Raw genomic sequence first — 21964 nt, forward strand, 5'->3', positions numbered from 1 at the left:
AAAACTAGCCGGGTAGCGCTTGTTTTTGCTGGCGAATATCCTGCTCAATCCCTTCCCGCACGTCCGCCGGGATTTTCAGCGCATCGCCCAGCGCATTGAGATAGCTGCGCTCCATAAAGTGATCGATATCGATGGCCGCACAGCTCAGGAAGTAGAGTTCCAGGGCCTCCTCTTCATTCTGGATCCCCTGGGCCAGACGCGCAGGATCGAGCGGTTGTTCGATGGCGCGCGCCACCAGCGCCCTGCCCTGCTCCTCCACGCCCGCTTCCCGCAGCTGCTGTTCAATGGCGGCCCGCTCCTGGTCGTCGATATGGCCGTCACTCTTGGCGGCAAAGACCAACGCCAGGATCAGCCTTTCGGTGCGCACGTCCAGCGGCGAGGCCTGCTGTCCAAACTGTGGCTCGTCCTGGTGCGCGCTGCGTATTCTGTCTTTGTACTTGTTCCACAGCACGGTACCGGCAATGGCACCACCGCCGGCAAGCAGGGCACCGGTGCCGTATTTGCTGAGTAACTTACGCGAGGATTTATTCGCCACCAGCAGCCCGGCGAGGCCGCCAAGCGCCCCCGGCGTCAGCATTTTACTTAAGCCTTCACCGGACGATGACGACCCTTTTTGCCCGAGCAGAGACTGTAGTTGATTCAACCAGTTTGACATGTTTACCCTCACTAAACGGTGGATGAATTTCTCAGCGTAAGCGAGGGGATGTCAGGAAATGTCTGCGTCAGCAAAAGAAGCGAAAATTCATCTCTTCGACGACAGATACTGCGCGCTGCCCGCTTTACAGTCGATCTTAACCTGATAGTGAATATCGGTGTTTTTGCCGCGCACCGTCAGCGGTACCGTCCAATGGTCGTTCTCCCCTTTCACCTGCTTAGGATTGATCCAGGCGACCGGATCGGCCTGGCCCAGCGTTTTCTGATCGTCCGCCCATCGCACAATGCGGTTTTGCAGATAATCCCGCTTCACGCTGGCGGCAATCCCTTCGGCATCCTGACCTTCGCAGGCCGGAAATTTCACGGTTTTTTCATCTGCAGCCTGGGCCGTCAGGCTGGCGGCCAGCAGTGCTATCGCTACCCCTGTTTTGTTCATCATGCTCTCCTGTTTTGGTTCAACAAAAGCATGGTCGAAAAATGGCGCGATGCAAATAACCGCCTGTCAGCCTGATGGATTTTCGCAACACAAGACAGACGCAAACGTTTTCGTTTATACTGCGCGCAACTTTTTCAGGGGAATTATTATGACTCGTTTAGGAACTGCGCTGCGTCCGGCAGCGACGCGTGTGATGCTGCTGGGCTCGGGTGAACTGGGCAAAGAGGTGGCCATTGAGTGCCAGCGTCTGGGTGTCGAAGTGATCGCCGTTGACCGCTATGCCGATGCGCCAGCGATGCACGTTGCTCACCGCTCACACGTCATTAATATGCTAGATGGCGATGCCCTGCGCGCCCTGATCGCCAAAGAGCAGCCGCACTTTGTGGTGCCGGAAATCGAAGCTATCGCCACCGACACCCTGCTGGCGCTGGAAGCTGAAGGCCAGCGCGTGGTGCCCTGCGCCCGCGCCGCGAAGCTGACCATGAACCGGGAAGGTATTCGTCGTCTGGCGGCGGAAGAGCTGGCTCTGCCCACCTCAAGCTACCGTTTCGCCGACAGCAAAGCTGATTTTCTGCAGGCCGTCGCCGAAATTGGCTACCCGTGCATCATTAAGCCGGTGATGAGCTCCTCCGGTAAAGGGCAGAGCTTTGTGCGCAGCCCAGAGCAGCTGGATAAAGCCTGGGATTACGCCCAACAGGGCGGCCGCGCCGGGGCCGGACGCGTGATCGTTGAGGGGGTGGTGAAGTTTGATTTTGAGATCACCCTCCTGACCGTCAGCGCCGTCGATGGCGTCCATTTCTGCGATCCTATTGGTCATCGCCAGGAAGATGGCGACTACCGTGAATCCTGGCAGCCGCAGCAGATGAGCCCGCTGGCCCGGGAACGGGCCGAGGAGATCTCCCGCAAAGTGGTGCTGGCCCTGGGCGGCCACGGCCTGTTTGGCGTGGAGCTGTTCGTCTGCGGTGACGAGGTGATCTTCAGCGAAGTCTCTCCGCGTCCGCACGACACCGGTATGGTGACCTTAATTTCGCAGGATCTCTCTGAGTTTGCCCTGCACGTTCGTGCTTTCCTCGGCCTGCCGGTCGGCGGCGTGCGTCAGTACGGCCCGGCGGCGTCGGCGGTGATCCTGCCGCAGCTGACCAGCCAGAACGTCATCTTTGATAACGTCGATGCCGCAGTGGGCGCAGGCCTGCAGCTGCGTCTGTTCGGTAAGCCGGAGATCGAGGGCTCGCGTCGTCTGGGCGTGGCGCTGGCAACGGCCGACAGCGTAGAAGACGCCGTTGAGCGGGCAAAAAAAGCCGCCGCCAGCGTGCAGGTTGCAGGATAAAAAAACGGGCCGCCTGGCCCGTTTTTATTGGCGTAGGCCGGGTAAGGCGAAGCCGCCACCCGGCAAAACAAAACCTTACTGCTGCGCGCCTTCTACCGCTTCGCGCGCCAGCTTGGTGATGCGATCCCAGTCGCCCGCTTCCATCGCGTCCGCCGGAACCAGCCAGGAGCCGCCGATGCACAGCACGCTCTTCAGCGCCAGGTAGTCACGGTAGTTCGCCGGAGAGATACCGCCAGTCGGGCAGAAACGGACGTTAGCGAACGGACCTGCGATAGCCTGCAGCGCTTTGGTGCCGCCGTTGGCTTCCGCCGGGAAGAATTTGAACTCCTGCAGGCCGTAGTCCAGACCCAGCATCAGCTCAGAAACGGTGCTGATGCCCGGGATCAGCGGGATGGAGCCTTCGGTAGCGGCTTTCAGCAGAGGCTCGGTCAGGCCCGGGCTGATGGCAAACTGCGCACCGGCTTCGGTCACTTCAGCCAGCTGCTGCGGGTTCAGGACGGTGCCTGCACCGATGATGGCTTCCGGTACTTCTTTGGCGATGGCGCGAATGGCATCCATTGCACAGGCAGTACGCAGCGTGACTTCCAGTACGCGTACACCGCCCGCAACCAGCGCTTTCGCCATCGGGACTGCGTGTTCCAGCTTATTAATCACGATAACCGGCACTACCGGGCCAGTTTTCAGGATTGCTTCTGCACTTGTATTCCAGTTTTTCATCAGAGTTTTTCTCTCGCCAGATCGATAATTCTTGTCGTCTTAAAACGTAATACAGGTCGCGCCCTGTTCTGCACCCGAGAGGTTCTCGCGTAACGCGCTGAACATTTCGCGTCCCGTTCCCACGCGCGATGCGCTCAGGTCAGGAATATGCGGCTTACGTGCGGCCAGTACCGCCTCATCCACCAGTAAGGTCAACTCGCCTGTCTGACCGTTAACGCGGATGATATCGCCATCGTACACTTTCGCCAGCAGTCCACCGTCATAAGCTTCCGGGGTGACGTGGATGGCGGAAGGCACTTTACCCGATGCACCGGAGAGGCGTCCATCGGTAACTAACGCAATTTTGAAACGGCGGTCCAATAATACACCAAGTGGCGGCATTAGTTTATGTAATTCTGGCATTCCGTTCGCTTTGGGTCCCTGATGACGGACAACAACGACGCAATCTTTGTCCAGCAGACCGGCTTCAAAGGCTGGCAGCACGTCATGCTGGCTTTCGAAAACAACCGCCGGGGCTTCAATAACCTGATTTTCCACCGGAACCGCAGAGGTCTTCATCACCGCACGGCCCAGGTTGCCGTTCAGCACTTTGGTGCCGCCGTGGTGGGAGAAGGGCTTGTCAAAGGTGGCTATTACGCTGTCATCCAGCGAGGCCTGCGCCCCTTCGCGCCAGTCCAGCTCGCCGTCGTTCAGCCACGGCTCTAAGGTGTAGCGTTTCAGGCCGAAACCGGCCACGGTATTAACATCTTCATGCAGCAGGCCGCCTTTCATCAGCTCACGCATCAGCACCGGGACGCCGCCCGCGGCCTGGAAATGGTTGATATCGGCCGGGCCATTCGGATACAGACGGGTCATCAGCGGAACCACTTCAGACAGGTCAGAGAAATCATCCCAGTTGATCTGGATCCCGGCCGCACGCGCCATCGCCACCATGTGCATGGTGTGGTTCGTTGAACCGCCCGTCGCCAGCAGGGCCACGATACCGTTCACCACCACTTTCTCGTCGACCATTTTACCGAGCGGCATCCACTCGTTGCCGTTACCGGTCAGGCGGGTCACCTGGCGGGCAGCGGCTGCGGTCAACGCTTCGCGCAGGGGGGCGTCAGGATGGACAAACGACGAACCGGGCAGCTGCATCCCCATAAACTCCACCACCATCTGGTTGGTGTTGGCGGTGCCGTAGAAGGTACAGGTACCCGGAGCATGGTAGGAGGCGGCCTCGGACTCCAGCAGCGCCATGCGATCCACTTTGCCTTCGGCATAGAGCTGGCGAATACGCACTTTCTCTTTGTTGGCAAGGCCGCTCGCCATCGGGCCTGACGGTACGAACAGCGCAGGCAGATGACCAAACGACAGCGCCGCCATCGTCAGGCCCGGGACAATCTTGTCGCACACGCCGAGGTAGAGCGCGCCATCAAACATGTTATGGGAAAGCCCCACCGCCGTGGACATGGCGATCACTTCCCGGCTCAGCAGGGACAGCTCCATCCCGTCCTGGCCTTGAGTTACACCGTCGCACATGGCAGGCACACCGCCCGCGACCTGGCCTACCGCATTGGCCTGGTGCAGCGCTTTACGAATGATATCCGGGTAGGTCTCGTACGGCTGGTGCGCCGAGAGCATGTCGTTGTAGGAGGTGATGATGGCGATATTGTTACGCAGCATGCTTTTCAGCGAGGCTTTATCTTCTGGCTGGCAGGCAGCAAAACCGTGCGCCAGATTGCCGCAGGCCAGCTGCGAACGATGAACCGTATCGGACTTCGCCTGCTGGATGCGAGCGAGGTAGGCAGAACGGGTCTGTTTTGAACGCTCAACGATGCGCTGTGTTACCCGTAACAATGTCGAATTCATAGAAGCTCCTGTCATTTATCTGTCCGCGCTCTGGAATTAACAAAGTGTTTAGCAGGTAGTAACATCGCTGAAACGCTTGATTGCCGGAGCTCTGGGGCAAAATCGCTGCAGGCAGTGTAATAAAAAAAGCTCCGGGTGGAAATCCACCCGGAGCTTAAATGATTAATTATTGTGCGCTGGCCTGAGCCAGATCATGTTACCGGTAAAATACCCCGTAGGGATTAGCGGTAAACCTTATTCGAACTCGTTCCAGGAACGGCCATCACGGGTGATCATCGCCACCGAGGCAACCGGTCCCCAGGTGCCCGCCTGATACGGTTTCGGTGCGTCCTGATCCGCCGCCCATGCTTCAGTGATGGAGTCGACCCACTTCCACGCCTCTTCCACTTCGTCACGGCGTACGAACAGCGCCTGAATACCGCGCATGGTTTCCAGCAGCAGACGCTCGTAAGCATCCGCCAGATGCGTCTGGTTGAAGGTTTCGGAGTAGCTCAGATCCAGCTTGGTGGTCTGCAGGTTGTGCTTGTGGTCCAGGCCCGGCACCTTGTTCAGTACCTGAATGTCCACGCCTTCGTCCGGCTGCAGACGGATGGTCAGTTTATTCTGCGGCAGCTCCTGCCAGGACTCTTTGAACAGGTTCAGTTCCGGGTTTTTGAAATACACGACCACTTCAGAGCATTTCGCAGGCAGACGTTTACCGGTACGCAGGTAGAACGGAACGCCCGCCCAGCGCCAGTCATCAATATCCACGCGGATCGCCACAAACGTCTCGGTGTTGCTGGTTTTGTTCGCGCCCTCTTCCTCAAGGTAGCCCGGTACTTTTTTGCCCTGGGCAAAGCCGGCGGTGTACTGGCCGCGGACCGTTTTTTCGCGCACGTTGGAGCGATCGATACGGCGCAGGGACTTCAGGACTTTCACTTTCGCATCGCGAATGCTGTCCGCGCTGAGATCCGACGGCGGAGACATGGCAATCATGCACAGAACCTGCAGCAGGTGGTTCTGGATCATGTCGCGCATCTGACCGGCCTGGTCGAAGTAGCCCCAGCGCCCTTCAATACCCACCTCTTCCGCTACCGTGATCTCCACATGATCGATAGTGCGGTTATCCCAGTTATTCACGAACAGGGAGTTGGCAAAGCGCAGCGCCAGCAGGTTCAGTACCGTCTCTTTACCGAGATAGTGGTCAATACGGTAAACCTGGCACTCTTCAAAGTATTCGCCGACCTGATCGTTGATTTCGCGGGAGGTCGCCAGCGAGGTGCCCAGCGGCTTTTCCATCACCACGCGCGCAGGCTTGGCGTTCAGCTTCGCTTCGCCCAGCCCTTTGCAGATGGCGCCGAAGGTGCTTGGCGGCATGGCGAAGTAGTTAATGGTGACGCGATTTTTTTGATCGAGCATTGCGCTCAGGTTGGCAAATGCCGACGTGTCGTTCACGTCGAGGTTGCAGAAATCGAGACGTCCGCTCAGCGTATCCCACAAACTTTCATCGATTTTCTCTTTCATGAAAGTTTCCAGCGCTTCACGCACGATTTTGGTATACGCGTCTTTATCCCAGTCCGCACGGCCTACGCCCAGGATGCGGGTGTCCGGGTGGATTTGACCCGCTTTTTCCAGTTGATACAGGGAAGGCAGCAATTTACGGCGTGCAAGATCGCCTTTCGCGCCGAAAATGACCAGGTCACATGCCTGGGCTGTTTGCGTTACCGCCATGTCATTCTCCTCAGTTGGATACCCTGGTGCTTTTGCCAGAATATCGTTGTAATTTTATTACATGCACTGTACTGCTTTTACGTCATTCCCGAAACCATTTGCGCTTATCCTCGCGTGCGATACGGCGATATTTCGCCCGCGGCGCGCATCGGGTCGGGTCATGGCGGTGAAACAGGTGAAACTTTGTTCTGCCAGGCCGTTGCTAAAATCCGACAGCGATCAAGTAATGAAAAAAAACAACAACATTTTTTCCACGGTTTGACCCTTTCGGCATATCACAGGCGTATATTCTTGCTAATTCGAATCGCGATTTCACCCATTAATGAAATCGCTTCCACCGATGAGCGTCGTGTTAAAAATGAACATGCTGGAAAAAATCCAGTTTCAACTGGAACACCTTAGCAAATCCGAGCGAAAAGTGGCTGAAGTAATTCTCGCCGCCCCCGCTCAGGCCATTCATTCCAGCATTGCCGCCCTGGCGCAGGAGTCCGGGGTTAGCGAACCGACCGTCAACCGGTTCTGCCGCAGCATGGAGACGCGTGGATTCCCTGATTTTAAACTGCATCTGGCGCAAAGTCTGGCGAACGGTACGCCTTATGTGAACCGTAACGTTGATGAAGACGACAGCGTAGAGGCGTATACCGGCAAGATTTTCGAATCGGCCATGGCGACGCTGGATCAGGTGCGCCAGTCGCTGGATATGACCTCGGTTAACCGCGCTGTGGATCTGCTGACCCAGGCAAAGAAAATTGCCTTCTTTGGCCTCGGGTCATCCGCCGCGGTCGCCCACGATGCGATGAACAAATTTTTTCGCTTTAACGTCCCGGTTATCTATTCCGACGACATCGTGCTGCAACGCATGAGCTGTATGAATTGTAACGAAGATGACGTGGTGGTCTTGATATCGCATACTGGCCGCACCAAAAGTCTGGTTGAACTGGCGCAGCTGGCGCGTGAAAACGATGCCATGGTGATTGCGCTCACCACCACCGGTACACCGCTGGCGCGTGAAGCGACCCTGGCGATCACCCTCGACGTGCCCGAAGACACCGATATCTATATGCCGATGGTGTCGCGTCTGGCGCAGCTTACCGTCATCGATGTGCTCGCCACCGGCTTTACCCTGCGCCGCGGGGCGAAATTCAGAGATAACTTGAAGCGCGTCAAGGAAGCGCTTAAGGAATCGCGTTTTGATAAAGAATTGTTCATTAAGGGCGATGTTCCCTGATCGTCAATAACTTAGTTGTTTCTTTTTTCGGCATTCGGTAAGTTTCCAGTTTCAATAAAGACGGACAACGTGCCGAATCATCGTTCACGCAACACCAGGTTGTTTCAGACAACGGAGTATTACATGTCCAGAAGGCTTCGCAGAACCAAGATCGTTACCACCTTAGGCCCGGCAACTGACCGCGATAATAACCTCGAGAAAATCATCGCCGCAGGCGCCAACGTAGTGCGTATGAACTTCTCTCACGGTACGCCGGAAGATCATAAATTACGTGCAGACAAGGTCCGTGAGATCGCGGCAAAACTGGGACGTCATGTTGCTATCCTCGGTGATCTGCAGGGTCCAAAGATTCGTGTTTCCACCTTTAAAGAGGGCAAAGTTTTCCTCAACATCGGTGATAAGTTCCTGCTCGACGCCAACCTGAGCAAAGGCGAAGGCGATAAAGAGAAAGTCGGGATCGACTATAAAGGACTGCCTGCTGACGTGGTGCCGGGCGATATCCTGCTGCTCGACGACGGCCGCGTTCAGCTGAAAGTGCTGGAAGTGAATGGCATGAAGGTCTTCACCGAAGTGACCGTTGGCGGCCCGCTCTCCAACAATAAAGGCATTAACAAGCTGGGCGGCGGCCTCTCTGCCGAAGCCCTGACCGAAAAAGACAAAGCTGACATCATCACCGCCGCTGAAATCGGCGTGGATTACCTGGCCGTCTCCTTCCCGCGCTGCGGCGAAGATCTGAACTATGCCCGCCGCCTGGCGCGCGATGCAGGCTGCGATGCCAAAATCGTGGCAAAAGTAGAGCGTGCTGAAGCGGTATGCAGTCAGGATGCGATGGATGACATCATCCTGGCCTCCGACGTGGTGATGGTAGCCCGTGGTGACCTGGGCGTTGAAATTGGCGACCCGGAACTGGTCGGGATCCAGAAGGCGCTGATCCGCCGCGCGCGTCAGCTTAACCGCTCCGTGATCACCGCGACCCAGATGATGGAGTCGATGATCACTAACCCAATGCCGACCCGTGCGGAAGTTATGGACGTGGCGAACGCCGTGCTCGACGGCACCGATGCCGTGATGCTGTCAGCCGAAACCGCTGCAGGTCAGTATCCGGCAGAGACCGTAGCCGCGATGGCGCGTGTCTGCCTGGGTGCAGAGAAGATCCCAAGCATCAACGTCTCCAAGCACCGTCTGGACATTCAGTTCGACAACGTGGAAGAAGCGATTGCGATGTCCGCCATGTATGCGGCAAACCACCTGAAGGGCGTTACCGCCATCATCACCATGACCGAATCCGGCCGCACCGCGCTAATGACCTCCCGTATCAGCTCCGGCCTGCCGATCTTCGCTATGTCCCGTCATGAGCGCACCCTGAACCTGACCGCCCTGTACCGTGGCGTGACGCCGGTGTTCTTCGACAGCAACAGCGACGGCGTGGCTGCGGCCAACGACGCCGTGAACCTGCTGCGCGATAAAGGCTACCTGGTCTCCGGGGATATCGTTATCGTGACTCAGGGCGATGTGATGAGCACCATCGGTTCGACCAACACCACCCGCGTGATGACCGTCGAGTAATTCGCCGCCCGGCAATAAAAAAAATCCCCCGAAACCGGGGGATTTTTATTTCTTTATTTCTTCGGATACAGCTCTTTGCGCTTGTACGGCTCTTTCTCGCCGGGCTTACGCGTCTTCAACAGCTTCAGGATCCAGGTGTACTGCTCCGCATGCGGCCCCACCAGAATCTCCACCTCTTCGTTCATCCGGCGCGCAATCGTATTGTCGTCAGCGGTGAGCAGGTCATCCATCGGCGGGCGCACTTCAATCGTCAGGCGATGGGTTTTACCATCGTAAATCGGGAATAACGGGATCACCCGCGCCTGGCATACTTTCATTAACCGGCCAATGGCGGGCAGGGTCGCCTTATAGGTGGCAAAGAAATCGACAAACTCGCTGTGTTCAGGCCCGTGATCCTGGTCCGGCAGATAATAGCCCCAGTAGCCCTGGCGAACGGACTTAATAAAGGGTTTGATGCCGTCGTTACGGGCATGCAGACGGCCACCAAAGCGACGACGCACCGTATTCCACACGTAATCGAAGACCTTGTTCCCCTGATTGTGGAACATCGCCGCCATTTTCTGCCCCTGGGAGGCCATCAGCATCGCCGGGATATCCACGCCCCAGCCGTGCGGCACCAGGAAAATCACCTTTTCGTCGTTGCGACGCATCTCCTCAATGATCTCCAGCCCTTTCCAGTCGACACGGCTGGCCACTTTTTCTGGCCCGCGAATAGCCAGCTCGCCCATCATCGCCATCGCCTGCGGTGCGGTGGTGAACATCTCATCGATGATCGCTTCACGCTCCGCTTCGCTCTTTTCCGGGAAGCAGTAAAAGAGGTTGATCTGCGCGCGACGGCGGGCGCTTTTACCCAGCTTACCCGCCAGACGCCCTACTTTGCCGAGGAGCGGATCGCGCACGGACGCCGGGAGCATCGCAATACCCGCAAAGGCATAGACTCCCAGCCAGGCGCCCCAGAAGCGCGGGTGACGAAAGGATTTCTCAAATTCCGGAATGTATTCACTGTTGTTTTTTTGGGTTTCCATGCTTTTTCCAGGGCGGGTGATGCTTAAAAGAGTAATGCGTTAGTTTAGCGAGGCCATGCGCAAGGCACAAAAGAAAAAGCCGGTGCAGTCATGCACCGGCTTTGATTGCTGCAGAATTAATCCAGCGTCAGCTGCGGAATAACCTCTTTGACCTGCGCCAGGTAATCGCTGCGGTCTTTGCCGGTCAGCCCTTCCGTACGCGGCAGCTTGGCCGTTAACGGGTTGACCGCCTGCTGGTTGATCCATACTTCATAATGCAGGTGCGGACCGGTTGAACGGCCGGTATTACCGGAGAGCGCAATGCGGTCGCCACGTTTAACCTTCTGGCCCGGCTTCACCAGCAGCTTACGCAGGTGCATATAGCGGGTGGTATAGGTACGCCCGTGACGGACGGCGACATAATAGCCTGCCGCGCCGCTGCGTTTTGCCATTACCACTTCGCCGTCACCGACTGCCAGAACCGGCGTGCCCTGCGGCATGGCGAAGTCCACGCCACGGTGCGGTGCAACGCGACCGGTGACCGGGTTCAGACGACGCGGGTTAAAGTTCGAAGAGACACGGAACTGTTTTGAGGTCGGGAAGCGTAAGAAGCCTTTCGCCAGACCGGTACCGTTACGATCGTAGAATTTGCCGTCTTCGGCGCGGATGGCGTAATAATCTTTACCGTCCGAGCGTAAACGAACCCCCAGCAGCTGGCTCTGCTCGCGCTTGCCGTCCAGCATTTCGCGGGACATCAGCACCGAGTATGAATCGCCTTTTTTCAGCTTACGGAAGTCCATCTGCCACTGCATGGCTTTGATCACGGCACTGATTTCACCGCTGGTGAGCCCTGCGTCACGGGCGCTGGCAACAAAGCTGCCGTTGCCTAAGGTGCCTTTGATGGCGTTGTTAACCCAGTCGCCCTGCTGCATTTCGCTGCTCATCTTGAAACCGTTTTCAACGCGATCGTAGGTACGGGTTTCACGACGGGAGACTTCCCAGGTCAGGCGCTGTAAATCACCGCTGTCGGTGAGGGTCCAGGAGAGCTGCTGGCCAATTTTCAGGTTTCGCAGATCTTTATCAGAGGCAGCAAGACGGCTGATTTCGCCCATATCGATACCGTACTGATTCAGCACGCTGCTTAAGGTATCGCCCGTTGACACGACATATTCGTGCACGCCGACTTCGGCTTCGGTTTTTTCATCCAGCTCATCCTGAGGGATGGCTTCTTCTTCCTGTGGCGCCTGATCGATAGGTTCACTGGCTTCCGGCAGCAGCGAGCGGATTTCGTTCTTTTCCAGCTCGATGGTCCTGATAACCGGTGCGGAATTAGGGTGATAGACAAAGGGTCGCCAGACGGCGACCGCTAAGGTGAGAACTGTAAGCGACCCCAGCATGACGCGGTGGGGCCGGGGCAGATTGTTAAATGCCAGGGCGACAGAGCGGGCTATCTGTTGCACGTAATCACTTCCTCGTTAATCTCCTTTCAGGCAGCTCGCATACTGGTTCGCCAGTTGGCTGAGGAACTGCGAATAGCTCGCTTTGCTCAACTGGATAGAGGTTCCCAGTGGGTCAAGGGTGCCCATACGCACGGACGTACCCCTTGCCACGGCTTCAACGACCGCTGGCCTGAACTGTGGCTCAGCAAAAACGCAGGTCGCTTTTTGCTCAACCAACTGTGTTCTGATTTCATGTAAACGCTGCGCACCAGGTTGAATTTCTGGATTCACGGTGAAGTGGCCAAGCGGCGTAAGACCGTAGTGTTTTTCGTAGTAGCCGTAGGCATCATGAAAAACGAAATATCCTTTACCTTTCAATGGTGCGAGCTCGGTACCCACCTGCTTGTCGGTTGCGGCAAGTTGTGCCTCAAAATCCTTCAGGTTGGCGTCTAGTTTGGCTCGACTTTGCGGCATAAGTTCCACTAATTTTTCGTGGATTGCAACCGCCGAAAGCCGCGCTATTTCTGGTGAGAGCCAGAGGTGCATATTGTACTCACCATGATGGTGATGCTCGTCACCTTTTTCCGCGCTACCATGGTCATGATCGTGGTCGTGATCGTCGTCGTCTTCCCCTTTCATGAGAAGCGGTTTCACGCCTGCCAGATTAGAAATATTAACCTGTTTAGCCTCAGGCAACTGATTCGCTGACTTCTGCATGAAGGCTTCCATGTCGGGACCAATCCAAACAACTAAGTCCGCGTTTTGTAAGCGTTTTACATCGGAAGGACGCAGGGAATAGTCGTGTTCTGAGGCGCCATCAGGCAGTAAAACCTGCGTTTCAGTGACCCCATCAGCGATAGCTGAGGCGATAAAACCGAGCGGTTTAAGCGAAGCGACTACGGCGGCGTTAACATCTTGTGCTGTTGAACCCCAAAGTGCAGCGGATAGTGCTGCGAAAAGAAGCGTATTTTTCTGTAACATAATGCGACTTATCATCGTAATGAACGTGTGAAATGTGATATTATAACATTCGATGACTTCTGCAAGCATAAATTGACATGACGAATCTGGTATCTCTCGAAAATATTTCGGTTTCATTTGGTCAGCGCCGCGTCCTCTCTGACGTTTCGCTGGATCTGAAACCCGGCAAAATTCTGACGCTTCTGGGTCCAAACGGTGCGGGTAAGTCCACGCTGGTGCGGGTTGTACTGGGCCTGGTAGCACCGGACTCAGGCCTGATCAAGCGTGACCGGCAGCTGCGCATTGGCTATGTGCCTCAGAAGCTGCACCTTGACGCCACGCTGCCGCTGACGGTCAGCCGCTTCCTGCGACTGCGCCCCGATACGCGCAAAGAGGATATTCTTCCGGCGCTTAAACGTGTGCAGGCCGGACATCTGATTGAAGCGCCCCTGCAAAAGCTCTCCGGCGGCGAGACTCAGCGCGTGCTGCTGGCCCGTGCGCTGTTGAACAAACCGCAGCTGCTGGTGCTCGATGAACCGACTCAGGGTGTGGATGTTAACGGACAGGTTGCGCTGTATGATCTGATCGATCAGCTGCGTAAAGAGCTGGACTGCGCCGTGCTGATGGTGTCCCACGACCTGCATCTGGTGATGGCGAAAACCGACGAAGTGCTCTGCCTGAACCACCACATCTGCTGCTCCGGCACGCCGGAAGTGGTCTCCATGCACCCTGAATTTATCTCGATGTTTGGCCCACGCGGCGCTGAACAGCTGGGCATTTATCGCCACCATCACAACCACCGCCATGATTTGCAGGGACGCATTGTCCTTCGCCGGGGAAACGGTAACTCATGATTGAACTATTACTGCCCGGCTGGCTGGCCGGGATAATGCTCGCCTGCGCGGCGGGTCCACTGGGCTCGTTTGTCGTCTGGCGCCGGATGTCCTACTTTGGCGATACGCTGGCCCATGCTTCTCTGCTGGGGGTGGCATTTGGTTTACTGCTGGATGTGAATCCTTTTTACGCGGTGATTGCGGTGACGCTGCTGCTGGCGGCGGGTCTGGTGTGGCTTGAAAAACGCCCGCACCTTGCGGTGGATACGCTGCTTGGGATCATGGCCCACAGCGCCCTGTCGCTGGGTCTGGTGGTGGTGAGCCTGATGTCCAACATCCGCGTGGATCTGATGGCCTATCTGTTTGGCGATCTGCTGGCGGTCACGCCGGACGACCTGATTGCCATCGCCATCGGAGTGGTGATTGTTCTGGCTATCCTGCTGTGGCAGTGGCGCAACCTGCTGGCGATGACCATCAGCCCGGATTTAGCCTTTGTTGATGGCGTGAAACTGCAGCGCGTAAAACTGCTGCTGATGCTGGTGACCGCGTTGACCATTGGCGTGGCGATGAAGTTTGTCGGGGCGCTGATCATCACCTCCCTGTTGATTATCCCTGCCGCCACCGCACGTCGTTTTGCCCGTACGCCGGAGCAGATGGCCGGTGTGGCTGTGGGTGTGGGGATGATCGCGGTGACCGGCGGATTAACCTTCTCGGCATTTTATGACACCCCTGCCGGGCCGTCCGTGGTGCTGTGTGCGGCTACGCTGTTTATCTTCAGTATGATGAAGAAGCCTGCCAGCTGAGGTATTGCCCGGTGGCGCTACGCTTACCGGGCCTACGGAATTGCGCTTTTGTAGGCCGGGTAAGGCGCAGCCGCCACCCGGCAATGCCCAAAGTGATTAAGGCATCTGTGGCGGCGTAATGCCAAAGTGGTCCCAGGCTCTTACCGTCGCCATGCGCCCGCGCGGCGTACGCTGCAAAAAGCCCTGCTGGATCAGATACGGCTCCAGCACATCCTCGATGGTTTCCCGCTCTTCACCAATCGCCGCCGCCAGGTTATCCAGCCCCACCGGCCCGCCGAAGAACTTGTCCAGCACCGTCAGCAGCAGCTTACGGTCCATATAGTCAAACCCTTCGGCATCGACGTTCAGCATATCCAGCGCCTGGGCAGCGATATCCAGCGAGATGGTGCCGTCGTGCTTCACTTCGGCAAAATCGCGCACCCTGCGCAGCAGGCGGTTGGCGATACGCGGCGTGCCGCGGGAGCGCTTCGCCACTTCGAAAGCCCCCTCTTCGCTCATATCCAGCCCCATGTAGCGCGCACTTCGGCTCACAATGTGCTGGAGATCGGGCACCTGGTAAAACTCAAGGCGCTGCACGATGCCGAAACGATCGCGCAGCGGCGAGGTTAAGGAACCCGCGCGGGTGGTGGCGCCAATCAGGGTGAAAGGCGGGAGGTCGATTTTAATCGAACGCGCGGCCGGGCCTTCGCCAATCATGATATCCAGCTGGTAGTCTTCCATCGCCGGATAGAGCACCTCTTCCACCACCGGTGACAGGCGATGGATCTCATCGATAAACAGCACATCGTGGGGTTCGAGGTTGGTCAGCATCGCCGCCAGATCGCCCGCCTTTTCCAGCACCGGGCCGGAGGTGGTGCGCAGATTGACGCCCATCTCGTTGGCGACGATATTGGCGAGGGTGGTTTTCCCGAGCCCTGGCGGGCCGAAAATCAGCAGGTGATCGAGGGCGTCGCCGCGAAGTTTCGCCGCCTGGATGAAGATCTCCATCTGCGAGCGCACCTGCGGCTGGCCAATATACTCATCAAGCAGCTTCGGGCGGATCGCCCTGTCCACCAGATCTTCTGTCTGAACGCTGCCTGCTGAGACCAGACGGTCTGCTTCAATCATCCTTTACCTCACAATGCGGCGCGCAGCGCTTCACGAATCAGGGTTTCACTGGTAGCGTCCGGTTTAGCCACTTTACTGACCATTCGGCTCGCTTCCTGAGGTTTATAGCCCAGCGCCACCAGCGCGGCAACCGCTTCCTGTTCCGCATCATCTGTTGCCGGGCCCGCCGGCGAAGTCAGCACGAGGTCGGCAGCAGGGGTAAACAGATCGCCATGCAGACCTTTGAAGCGATCTTTCATCTCGACAATCAGGCGCTCGGCCGTTTTCTTACCGATGCCCGGAAGTTTAATCAGGGCGGCGGGATCTTCACGCTCAACGGCGTTAACAAACTGCGCAGCCGACATCCCGGAGAGGATCGCCAGCGCCAGCTTTGGCCCCACGCCGTTGGTTTTGATCAGCTCTTTAAACAGGGTGCGTTCCTGCTTGTTGTTAAAGCCAAACAGCAGCTGGGCATCTTCACGCACCACGAAGTGGGTAAAGATAATCGCCTCTTTGCCCGCGTCCGGCAACTCATAGAAGCAGGTCATCGGCATGTGCACTTCATAGCCCACGCCTGCGGCCTCAAGCAGCACTATCGGGGGTTGTTTTTCAAGGATGATGCCTCTGAGTCTGCCTATCACGTGACGCTCCTGCGTTAAGGGCTAAAAGTTACCGCTGCCATAATAAAAAAAGGCTGGATAAACATCCAGCCTGATTTCACACATTTAGCGTAATCGACCGCGCGCCAGGTTGAGCCGCGACTCGCTAATCTGCATCGCGTTCTGGCTAACGTGGCAATGGGTAATGGCAATTGCCAGCGCATCAGCGGCATCCGCCTGTGGATTGGCGGGCAGTTTTAGCAGGGTACGCACCATGTGCTGCACCTGGCTTTTATCTGCCCCACCGTTCCCCACCACGGTTTGCTTGACCTGCCGCGCGGCGTATTCAAACACCGGCAGATCCTGGTTCACCGCGGCGACAATCGCCACGCCGCGCGCCTGACCCAGCTTAAGCGCCGAGTCGGCGTTCTTCGCCATAAACACCTGTTCGATGGCGAAATAGTCCGGCTGGAACTGAGTGATGATCTCCGTCACGCCCGCGTAAATGAGCTTCAGGCGCGACGGCAGATCGTCCACTTTAGTACGGATACAGCCACTGCCCAGGTAGGTTAACTGACGCCCGACCTGGCGGATAACGCCATAACCGGTGATGCGTGAGCCCGGGTCAATACCGAGAATAATCGCCATCACGCCGCTCCGGTTATCGGTTTAGGTTGGGCCATTACAGCGTAGCCGCAACCTCGTCGGAGATTTCACCGTTGTGATACACTTCCTGCACATCGTCGCAATCTTCAAGCATGTCGATCAGACGCAGCAGTTTCGGTGCAGTTTCCGCATCCATATCCGCTTTGGTGGATGGGATCATGGTGACTTCGGCTGCGTCGGCTTTCAGGCCAGCGGCTTCCAGCGCATCACGCACGGCACCCATCTCTTCCCATGCGGTATAGACGTCAATCGCGCCGTCGTCATAGGTCACAACGTCTTCAGCACCGGCTTCCAGCGCCGCTTCCATGATCGCGTCTTCGTCGCCTTTCTCGAAGGAGATCACGCCTTTCTTGCTGAACAGGTACGCAACGGAACCGTCGGTGCCCAGGTTACCACCGGTTTTGGTGAAGGCATGACGCACTTCGGCCACGGTACGGTTACGGTTGTCGGACAGGCATTCAATCATCACCGCCGTGCCGCCAGGACCGTAACCTTCATAAATGATGGTTTCCATGTTCGCGTCTTCATCGCCGCCTACGCCACGGGCAATAGCACGGTTCAGGGTGTCACGGGTCATGTTGTTGCTCAGCGCTTTATCGATCGCTGCGCGCAGACGCGGGTTAGAGCCGGCATCGCCGCCGCCCAGACGAGCTGCGGTAACCAGCTCACGAATGATTTTGGTGAAGATCTTACCGCGTTTGGCATCCTGTGCCGCTTTGCGGTGTTTGGTGTTGGCCCACTTACTATGACCTGCCATAAAAAACTCTCCAAAAAGCGCGCCCTTTCAGGCGGCGTTAATTACAAATTCTTCAATCGCCTGCCGGTTGCTCCACGACTTGGTTAACGCTGCGGCTTCGGCTGCATTAACCCAGCGGTAGGTCAAATGTTCGGTGAACACGATCTCCCGCTCGTGGGGAAGCGCAAGACAGAACCAGGATTCTGTATTGCGTTCGGTCCCCGGCGCATAGCGATGACGTAAATGGCTAAAGATTTCAAAATCCACCGTGCGCTGACAGTCCTTCAGGGTCAGTTGCTCGCGAGCAACATCAATGGCGACCTCTTCCTTTACTTCGCGCGCGGCGGCCTGCAACGCGGTTTCACCCTCCTCCAGGCTGCCGGTAACCGACTGCCAGAAAGCGGGATCGTCGCGTCGCTGCAACATCAGCACCCGCTTCGTGTCTTCTGCATAAATGATCACTAACACGGAAACGGGAAGCTTATATGCCATATCAGTTTTTCTCTTCCTTTTTCACCACTTCGATACCCAGTTCGCTCAGGGAAGCCGGGTTAGCGAAGCTTGGCGCTTCGGTCATCAGACACGCAGCGGCGGTGGTTTTCGGGAAGGCGATAACATCACGAATGTTGTCGGTGCCGGTCAGCAGCATGGTCAGACGATCCAGACCAAACGCCAGACCTGCGTGCGGCGGTGTACCGTACTTCAGGGCATCCAGCAGGAAGCCAAACTTCTCGCGCTGTTCCTGTTCGTTAATGCCCAGAATACCAAATACGGTCTGCTGCATGTCGCCGCTGTGGATACGCACGGAACCGCCGCCCACTTCGTAGCCGTTGATCACCATGTCGTAGGCGTTAGCGACGGCCTCTTCCGGTGCTGCTTGCAGCTCTGCCGCGCTCATCTCTTTCGGGGAGGTGAACGGGTGGTGCATCGCGGTCAGACCGCCTTCGCCGTCATCTTCGAACATCGGGAAGTCGATAACCCACAGCGGCGCCCATTTGGCTTCGTCAGTGAGGTTCAGATCTTTGCCCAGCTTCAGACGCAGTGCGCCCAGCGCGTCGGCAACCACTTTCTTGTTGTCCGCGCCGAAGAAGATCATGTCGCCGTCCTGGGCTTCAGTACGCGCCAGAATGGATTCAACGATCTCAGCATTCAGGAATTTCGCCACCGGGCTGGTGATGCCTTCGATGCCTTTCGCGCGCTCGGTGACTTTGATGTAAGCCAGGCCTTTCGCGCCATAAATTTTGATGAAGTTGCCGTAGTCGTCAATCTGCTTACGGCTTAAGGCAGCACCGCCAGGTACGCGCAGCGCGGCGACGCGGCCTTTCGGATCGTTAGCCGGGCCAGAGAAGACCGCGAACTCCACGCCTTTCAGCAGGTCGGCAACGTCCACAAGCTCCATCGGGTTACGCAGGTCTGGTTTGTCAGAGCCGTAGCGACGTTCCGCTTCAGCGAAGGTCATGATTGGGAAGTCGCCCAGATCCACGCCCTTCACGTCCAGCCACAGGCTACGGACCAGCGCTTCCATCACTTCACGCACCTGCTCAGCGGTCATGAAGGAGGTCTCGACGTCGATCTGGGTAAATTCTGGCTGACGGTCAGCACGCAGGTCTTCGTCACGGAAGCATTTCACGATCTGATAGTAGCGGTCGAAACCGGACATCATCAGCAGCTGTTTGAACAGCTGAGGGGACTGTGGCAGCGCGTAGAATTTGCCTTTATGAACGCGGGATGGCACGAGATAGTCACGCGCGCCTTCCGGGGTCGCTTTGGTCAGCATCGGGGTTTCGATATCGAGGAAACCGTGATCGTCCATAAAGCGGCGCACCAGGCTGGTGATTTTCGCGCGGGTTTTCAGGCGATCGGCCATTTCCGGGCGACGCAGATCAAGATAGCGGAATTTCAGACGCGCTTCTTCGGTGTTGACGTGGTTGAAATCCAGCGGCAGTGAGTCTGAACGGTTAATGATGGTCAGATCGGTCGCCAGCACTTCGATTTCGCCGGTCGCCATGTCGCTGTTGATGTTCTTTTCGTCACGCGCACGCACGGTACCGGTCACCTGGATGCAGAACTCATTACGCAGTTCAGCTGCCAGCTTTAACGCATCGGCGCGGTCTGGATCGAAAAACACCTGCACGATGCCTTCGCGGTCGCGCATATCGATAAAGATAAGGCTGCCAAGATCACGACGACGGTTGACCCAACCACACAGGGTCACCTGCTGTCCGACGTGGGACTGACGCAGCTGCCCGCAATATTCTGTACGCATGAGATATCCCTTAACTTAGCCGCAGGCTACAAGGTCGCAGCTTTCTGTATGTCAAACTGGATGAAAAAAGGCGGCTATTATACTGGAAATTCCGCCAGACGATAAGAGAGAAGCGCGCCAGACGCGCGTTTGCTGCTCGCATCTTGCATATTCTCACAAAATTTAACAAAAATATCAGACCTGGAACATGCTGGCTCAGCGTAAGGTATTAGCAAGGCTAACTATTTAACAGGAATAACCATGTTCACACTCGACGCCGCCCGTACCGCCCTAGTGGTGATTGATTTACAGGAAGGGATCCTGCCCTTTGCCGGTGGTCCGCATACCGCCCAGGATGTGGTCAGCCGCAGCGCACGTCTGGCCGAAAAATGCCGCGCCAGCGGATCGCCCGTGGTGATGGTGCGAGTGGGCTGGTCCGCCGATTTCGCCGAGGCGCTGAAACAGCCGGTGGATGCCCAGGCGCCCGCCCATGCCCTGCCGGAAAACTGGTGGCACTACCCGCTGTCTCTCGGCAAACGCGATAGCGATATCGAGGTGACCAAACGCCAGTGGGGCGCATTCTACGGCACCGATCTGGAGTTACAGCTGCGTCGTCGCGGTATCGAGACTATTATTCTGTGTGGGATCTCCACCAACATTGGCGTTGAGTCCACCGCGCGTAACGCCTGGGAGCTGGGCTTTAATCTGGTGATCGCCGAAGACGCCTGCAGCGCGGCCTCGGCCGACCAGCATCTCGGCAGCATGACCAACATCTTCCCGCGCATTGGCCGGGTACGCAGCACCGACGAGATTATCAGCGCACTATGATTTATCTGGGGTTACCCCAATGGTCGCATCCGAAATGGGTGCGGCTGGGGATTACCGGTCTTGAAGAGTATGCCCGCCACTTTAACTGTGTGGAGGGCAATACCACGCTGTACGCGCTGCCTAAACCTGAGGTGGTGGCGCGCTGGCGGGAGCAGACCGGCGACGACTTCCGCTTCTGCTTTAAATTCCCGGCCACCATCTCCCATCAGGCCGCGCTGCGTAACTGCGATGATTTAACCGCCGAGTTTTTCACCCGACTGTCGCCGCTGGCCGACCGCATCGGACAGTACTGGGTGCAGCTCCCCGCCACCTTTGGGCCGCGCGATCTGCCCGCGCTCTGGCAGTTTCTCGACGCCCTGCCCCGGGAATTTACCTACGGCGTAGAGGTCCGTCATCCTGAGTTCTTTATGAAAGGCGAAGCGGAGCAAGCGCTTAACCGTGGCCTGCACGAGCGCGGCGTCAACCGGACGATCCTCGACAGCCGTCCCGTTCATGCCGCCGTTGCGCATAACGAAGCCATCATCGAAGCGCAGCGCAAAAAACCGAAGGTGCCGGTGCATGCGGTGATGACCGCCAGTAATCCGATGGTGCGGTTTATCGGCAGCGACAATATGCCGCAAAACCAGGCGCTGTTTGCCGTCTGGCTGCAGACCCTGGCGAAGTGGGAACAGACCGCCACCCCCTATCTTTTTTTACATACTCCCGATATCGCCCAGGCGCCGGAACTGGTCGATGCTCTCTGGCAGGCCTTGCAGGCCGTGGCGCCGTCCATTGGCGATGCCCCCACTATTCCGCAGCAATCTTCTCTTTTCTGATCTCAGCCCCTATCATATGAAATGCCATCTGCCAAAAAACAGGGAGTTTGTATGGTTTGCGCGCTGTATGCGGTGCTGGGTGCGTTACTGTTAATCAAGTTTTCGTTCGATGTTGCGCGCCTGCGGATGTTGTACCGCGTCTCTTATGGCGACGGGGGTTTCTCTGAGCTGCAAACCGCTATCCGCATTCACGGCAATGCGGTGGAGTACATTCCGGCGGCGCTGATTTTGCTGTTGTTTATGGAAATGAACGGCGCGGAGACCTGGATGTTGCATGTCTGCGGCCTGCTGCTGATCCTTGGACGCCTGATGCACTACTATGGCCTCCATCAGCGCCTGTTCCGCTGGCGTCGTTCCGGCATGAGCGCCACCTGGTGTTCGCTTGTGCTAATGGTGCTGGCTAACCTGTGGTATATGCCGTGGGAGTTGGTTTTCTCCCTGCATTAGCGCACAATACGCCC

22 protein-coding genes are annotated in these 21964 nt (G+C 57.2%); 8 read left to right on the forward strand and 14 right to left on the reverse strand.

Translation table 11 applies throughout. From position 1 onward, the window contains the following. Positions 1-4: 4 nt before the first annotated feature. Entirely contained in the window at positions 5-655 is a 651-nt protein-coding gene (locus tag ACOYA6_RS09635) for a tellurite resistance TerB family protein (RefSeq protein ID WP_039030814.1), read from the reverse strand. A gap of 87 nt (positions 656-742) precedes the next feature. Beyond that, entirely contained in the window at positions 743-1090 is a 348-nt protein-coding gene (gene yebF, locus ACOYA6_RS09640; protein WP_039030815.1) for a protein YebF, read from the reverse strand. Between the two features lie 148 nt (positions 1091-1238). Here yebF and purT point away from each other — a divergent pair, with 148 nt between their 5' ends. Continuing rightward, on the forward strand, positions 1239-2417 hold the full coding sequence (purT, locus tag ACOYA6_RS09645; protein WP_138369346.1) for a formate-dependent phosphoribosylglycinamide formyltransferase: 1179 nt from the start codon (positions 1239-1241) through the stop codon (positions 2415-2417). 75 nt (positions 2418-2492) lie between these two features. Here the strand turns inward: purT and ACOYA6_RS09650 are convergent, their stop codons facing one another. From ACOYA6_RS09650 to zwf, 3 genes are all read right to left on the reverse strand, one after another. Then, entirely contained in the window at positions 2493-3134 is a 642-nt protein-coding gene (locus ACOYA6_RS09650; RefSeq protein ID WP_039030817.1) for a bifunctional 4-hydroxy-2-oxoglutarate aldolase/2-dehydro-3-deoxy-phosphogluconate aldolase, read from the reverse strand. A 39-nt stretch (positions 3135-3173) separates the two neighbouring features. Continuing rightward, a complete protein-coding gene (gene edd, locus ACOYA6_RS09655; protein WP_039030818.1) occupies positions 3174-4985 on the reverse strand; it encodes a phosphogluconate dehydratase in 1812 nt (603 codons plus the stop codon). A 234-nt stretch (positions 4986-5219) separates the two neighbouring features. Further along, positions 5220-6695, reverse strand: coding sequence for a glucose-6-phosphate dehydrogenase (zwf, locus tag ACOYA6_RS09660; protein WP_039030819.1), 1476 nt, complete (start codon positions 6693-6695; stop codon positions 5220-5222). A gap of 322 nt (positions 6696-7017) precedes the next feature. Here zwf and ACOYA6_RS09665 point away from each other — a divergent pair, with 322 nt between their 5' ends. Then, a complete protein-coding gene (locus tag ACOYA6_RS09665) occupies positions 7018-7923 on the forward strand; it encodes a MurR/RpiR family transcriptional regulator (protein WP_072036696.1) in 906 nt (301 codons plus the stop codon). Between the two features lie 123 nt (positions 7924-8046). Continuing rightward, on the forward strand, positions 8047-9489 hold the full coding sequence (gene pyk / locus ACOYA6_RS09670; RefSeq protein ID WP_039030820.1) for a pyruvate kinase: 1443 nt from the start codon (positions 8047-8049) through the stop codon (positions 9487-9489). A gap of 53 nt (positions 9490-9542) precedes the next feature. On the opposite strand, the gene lpxM is transcribed toward pyk, so the two are convergent. The 3 genes from lpxM to znuA form a co-directional block, all read right to left on the reverse strand. After that, positions 9543-10514, reverse strand: coding sequence for a lauroyl-Kdo(2)-lipid IV(A) myristoyltransferase (gene lpxM / locus ACOYA6_RS09675; RefSeq protein ID WP_312187523.1), 972 nt, complete (start codon positions 10512-10514; stop codon positions 9543-9545). Positions 10515-10630: 116 nt separating this feature from the next. Next, positions 10631-11953 (reverse strand): murein DD-endopeptidase MepM, encoded by a 1323-nt coding sequence (mepM, locus tag ACOYA6_RS09680; RefSeq protein ID WP_422654602.1) that lies wholly within the window; start codon positions 11951-11953, stop codon positions 10631-10633. Between the two features lie 15 nt (positions 11954-11968). Further along, positions 11969-12913: a zinc ABC transporter substrate-binding protein ZnuA gene (znuA, locus tag ACOYA6_RS09685; RefSeq protein WP_223073997.1), complete on the reverse strand. Its 945-nt coding sequence runs from the start codon at positions 12911-12913 to the stop codon at positions 11969-11971. A gap of 77 nt (positions 12914-12990) precedes the next feature. Between znuA and znuC the strand changes: the two genes are divergently transcribed. Beyond that, entirely contained in the window at positions 12991-13746 is a 756-nt protein-coding gene (gene znuC, locus ACOYA6_RS09690; RefSeq protein ID WP_039030823.1) for a zinc ABC transporter ATP-binding protein ZnuC, read from the forward strand. Further along, on the forward strand, positions 13743-14528 hold the full coding sequence (gene znuB, locus ACOYA6_RS09695; RefSeq protein WP_138369351.1) for a zinc ABC transporter permease subunit ZnuB: 786 nt from the start codon (positions 13743-13745) through the stop codon (positions 14526-14528). Before znuC ends, znuB begins: the two co-directional genes overlap by 4 nt. Before the next feature lie 96 nt (positions 14529-14624). Here znuB and ruvB read toward each other — a convergent pair whose 3' ends face one another. From ruvB to aspS, 6 genes are all read right to left on the reverse strand, one after another. Further along, complete coding sequence (gene ruvB / locus ACOYA6_RS09700; protein WP_422654603.1) at positions 14625-15635, reverse strand: Holliday junction branch migration DNA helicase RuvB; 1011 nt, start codon at positions 15633-15635, stop codon at positions 14625-14627. Between the two features lie 8 nt (positions 15636-15643). Beyond that, a complete protein-coding gene (gene ruvA, locus ACOYA6_RS09705; RefSeq protein ID WP_039030826.1) occupies positions 15644-16255 on the reverse strand; it encodes a Holliday junction branch migration protein RuvA in 612 nt (203 codons plus the stop codon). Positions 16256-16339: 84 nt separating this feature from the next. Beyond that, the gene (ruvC, locus tag ACOYA6_RS09710; RefSeq protein WP_039030827.1) at positions 16340-16861 is read right to left on the reverse strand and encodes a crossover junction endodeoxyribonuclease RuvC; all 522 of its coding nucleotides are present in this window, start codon (positions 16859-16861) and stop codon (positions 16340-16342) included. 34 nt (positions 16862-16895) lie between these two features. Then, complete coding sequence (locus tag ACOYA6_RS09715; RefSeq protein ID WP_039030828.1) at positions 16896-17636, reverse strand: YebC/PmpR family DNA-binding transcriptional regulator; 741 nt, start codon at positions 17634-17636, stop codon at positions 16896-16898. Between the two features lie 27 nt (positions 17637-17663). Then, complete coding sequence (nudB, locus tag ACOYA6_RS09720) at positions 17664-18107, reverse strand: dihydroneopterin triphosphate diphosphatase (RefSeq protein ID WP_039030829.1); 444 nt, start codon at positions 18105-18107, stop codon at positions 17664-17666. A gap of 1 nt (position 18108) precedes the next feature. After that, positions 18109-19881, reverse strand: a complete 1773-nt coding sequence (gene aspS, locus ACOYA6_RS09725; RefSeq protein WP_039030830.1) for an aspartate--tRNA ligase — start codon at positions 19879-19881, stop codon at positions 18109-18111. A 240-nt stretch (positions 19882-20121) separates the two neighbouring features. Here aspS and ACOYA6_RS09730 point away from each other — a divergent pair, with 240 nt between their 5' ends. From ACOYA6_RS09730 to ACOYA6_RS09740, 3 genes are read left to right on the forward strand one after another with little or no spacing between them, the layout of a single operon-like run. After that, positions 20122-20688 carry a hydrolase gene (locus ACOYA6_RS09730; protein ID WP_422654604.1) on the forward strand — a complete coding sequence of 189 codons (567 nt, stop codon included), beginning with the start codon at positions 20122-20124 and terminating at the stop codon, positions 20686-20688. Then, positions 20685-21503, forward strand: a complete 819-nt coding sequence (locus ACOYA6_RS09735) for a DUF72 domain-containing protein (protein WP_138369353.1) — start codon at positions 20685-20687, stop codon at positions 21501-21503. The genes ACOYA6_RS09730 and ACOYA6_RS09735 overlap by 4 nt, the downstream gene beginning before the upstream one ends. A gap of 51 nt (positions 21504-21554) precedes the next feature. Beyond that, positions 21555-21950 carry an MAPEG family protein gene (locus tag ACOYA6_RS09740; protein WP_106993335.1) on the forward strand — a complete coding sequence of 132 codons (396 nt, stop codon included), beginning with the start codon at positions 21555-21557 and terminating at the stop codon, positions 21948-21950. Positions 21951-21964 lie beyond the last annotated feature (14 nt).

Source organism: Leclercia barmai (assembly GCF_049312895.1).
Classification (GTDB): Bacteria; Pseudomonadota; Gammaproteobacteria; order Enterobacterales; family Enterobacteriaceae; genus Enterobacter; species Enterobacter barmai.

Bases quoted from the DNA above. Each gene is read 5' to 3' on its own strand.
- edd (WP_039030818.1), bottom strand. From the start codon at position 4,985: ATGAATTCGACATTGTTACGGGTAACACAGCGCATCGTTGAGCGTTCA.
- ACOYA6_RS09635 (WP_039030814.1), bottom strand. From the start codon at position 655: ATGTCAAACTGGTTGAATCAACTACAGTCTCTGCTCGGGCAAAAAGGG.
- lpxM (WP_312187523.1), bottom strand. From the start codon at position 10,514: ATGGAAACCCAAAAAAACAACAGTGAATACATTCCGGAATTTGAGAAA.
- ACOYA6_RS09650 (WP_039030817.1), bottom strand. From the start codon at position 3,134: ATGAAAAACTGGAATACAAGTGCAGAAGCAATCCTGAAAACTGGCCCG.
- pyk (WP_039030820.1), top strand. From the start codon at position 8,047: ATGTCCAGAAGGCTTCGCAGAACCAAGATCGTTACCACCTTAGGCCCG.
- ACOYA6_RS09740 (WP_106993335.1), top strand. From the start codon at position 21,555: ATGGTTTGCGCGCTGTATGCGGTGCTGGGTGCGTTACTGTTAATCAAG.
- ruvC (WP_039030827.1), bottom strand. From the start codon at position 16,861: ATGGCGATTATTCTCGGTATTGACCCGGGCTCACGCATCACCGGTTAT.
- aspS (WP_039030830.1), bottom strand. From the start codon at position 19,881: ATGCGTACAGAATATTGCGGGCAGCTGCGTCAGTCCCACGTCGGACAG.
- znuC (WP_039030823.1), top strand. From the start codon at position 12,991: ATGACGAATCTGGTATCTCTCGAAAATATTTCGGTTTCATTTGGTCAG.
- ACOYA6_RS09735 (WP_138369353.1), top strand. From the start codon at position 20,685: ATGATTTATCTGGGGTTACCCCAATGGTCGCATCCGAAATGGGTGCGG.
- znuA (WP_223073997.1), bottom strand. From the start codon at position 12,913: ATGTTACAGAAAAATACGCTTCTTTTCGCAGCACTATCCGCTGCACTT.
- purT (WP_138369346.1), top strand. From the start codon at position 1,239: ATGACTCGTTTAGGAACTGCGCTGCGTCCGGCAGCGACGCGTGTGATG.
- ruvB (WP_422654603.1), bottom strand. From the start codon at position 15,635: ATGATTGAAGCAGACCGTCTGGTCTCAGCAGGCAGCGTTCAGACAGAA.
- yebF (WP_039030815.1), bottom strand. From the start codon at position 1,090: ATGAACAAAACAGGGGTAGCGATAGCACTGCTGGCCGCCAGCCTGACG.
- zwf (WP_039030819.1), bottom strand. From the start codon at position 6,695: ATGGCGGTAACGCAAACAGCCCAGGCATGTGACCTGGTCATTTTCGGC.
- ACOYA6_RS09730 (WP_422654604.1), top strand. From the start codon at position 20,122: ATGTTCACACTCGACGCCGCCCGTACCGCCCTAGTGGTGATTGATTTA.
- ACOYA6_RS09715 (WP_039030828.1), bottom strand. From the start codon at position 17,636: ATGGCAGGTCATAGTAAGTGGGCCAACACCAAACACCGCAAAGCGGCA.
- nudB (WP_039030829.1), bottom strand. From the start codon at position 18,107: ATGGCATATAAGCTTCCCGTTTCCGTGTTAGTGATCATTTATGCAGAA.
- znuB (WP_138369351.1), top strand. From the start codon at position 13,743: ATGATTGAACTATTACTGCCCGGCTGGCTGGCCGGGATAATGCTCGCC.
- ACOYA6_RS09665 (WP_072036696.1), top strand. From the start codon at position 7,018: ATGAAATCGCTTCCACCGATGAGCGTCGTGTTAAAAATGAACATGCTG.